General features: G+C 60.4%; 1 protein-coding gene. It reads left to right on the forward strand.

From position 1 onward, the window contains the following. The first annotated feature begins 37 nt into the window (after positions 1–37). Entirely contained in the window at positions 38–352 is a 315-nt protein-coding gene (locus tag EOA24_RS41220; protein ID WP_189354753.1) for a TrbC/VirB2 family protein, read from the forward strand. Positions 353–379 lie beyond the last annotated feature (27 nt).

The raw sequence follows: 379 nt of genomic DNA on the forward strand, positions 1-379 counted from the left end.
TCATGGATTTTGGCAACTGAAAAGGAGTGAGATGACGATGGATCATAAAAAGGCGGGCAAGTTCGCCCTGCAGTTTTTGGCCGCCGCGGCGATCGGCATGGCGCTGGCGCCGGCGAGCGCATACGCGCAGTCAGCTGCCCCGGTCGAGGGCGTGCTGGAATGGTTCGTCGGTGTGCTGCAAGGCAGCATTGCCCGATCTTTCGGGATCATAGCCGTTTGCTTTCTCGGCTTCCTCGCCATGACCGGGAGGCTGGTGTGGATGATGGCGCTTTCGATCATCATCGGCATCGCTCTGGTGTTTGGCGCCGCAGCTCTGGTCGATTCCATCCGGTCCACCGCTGGAGGCGCGTGAGCCGATGGAGGACGAAGAGGTCTATGT

Source organism: Mesorhizobium sp. M2A.F.Ca.ET.039.01.1.1 (genome assembly GCF_003998035.1).
Taxonomy (GTDB): Bacteria; Pseudomonadota; Alphaproteobacteria; order Rhizobiales; family Rhizobiaceae; genus Mesorhizobium.

Coding starts and splice junctions, on each gene's coding strand:
- EOA24_RS41220 (WP_189354753.1), top strand. CDS start 38: ATGGATCATAAAAAGGCGGGCAAGTTCGCCCTGCAGTTTTTGGCCGCC.